Here is a 707-nt window from a genome sequence, read left to right on the forward strand (position 1 = left end):
TTCATGCTGTCCGAGGCGGATTCCCTGCTGAAAAGCGGCATCGCTACGGCATCGAGCAGTGGCGGCGAGTACCGCATTCAGCGCGCCGTGACGACCTACCAGCGTAACGCCTTCGGCCAGCCGGATGACTCCTATCTGGACAGCGAAACGCTGCACCAGTCGGCGCACGTTATCCGCTACCTGCGCAGCCGGATTACCAGCAAGTACGGGCGCTGCAAGCTGGCCAACGATGGCACCAACTTCGGCGCTGGCCAGGCAATCGTCACGCCGCTGGTGATCCGTGGCGAACTGATCGCGGCGTATCGTGAGCTGGAGCGCGCCGGGATCGTTGAGAACACCGAGCTGTTCAAGGCGCAGCTGATTGTCGAGCGCGACGCGAGCAACCCGAACCGCCTGAACGTGTTGTTCCCGCCGGATCTGGTCAATCAGTTGCGCGTGTTTGCGCTGCTCTATCAGTTCCGCCTGCAGTACGAAGACGCGGCGTAACCCTTCCACATCCATCCCGGCCCGCCTTGCGCGGGCTTTTTTATGGGAGATCCCTTTATGGGTCAGAAAGTCGCGGGCACCTGTTACATCAAGGTCGACGGCGAGCAGTTGACGATTACCGGCGGTGTTGAGGTGCCGTTGTCCAAGTTCAAGCGCGAGACGATTGCCACGGGGGTGTTCAAGGAAGAAGACCTGACGCCCTATGTGGCGGTCGATGCGGT

General features: G+C 61.2%; 2 protein-coding genes. Both read left to right on the forward strand.

The window, feature by feature from the left end; all coding sequences use genetic code 11:
- On the forward strand, positions 1 to 486 hold a 486-nt coding region (locus UIA24_RS23055), incomplete at its 5' end, for a phage tail sheath C-terminal domain-containing protein (protein ID WP_330524047.1).
- 57 nt (positions 487 to 543) lie between these two features.
- Positions 544 to 707, forward strand: a 164-nt coding sequence (locus UIA24_RS23060; protein ID WP_330524048.1) for a phage tail tube protein, incomplete at its 3' end; no start/stop codon positions are given.

It is taken from the genome of Pseudomonas sp. AL 58 (assembly GCF_036348395.1).
Taxonomy (GTDB): Bacteria; Pseudomonadota; Gammaproteobacteria; order Pseudomonadales; family Pseudomonadaceae; genus Aquipseudomonas; species Aquipseudomonas defluvii.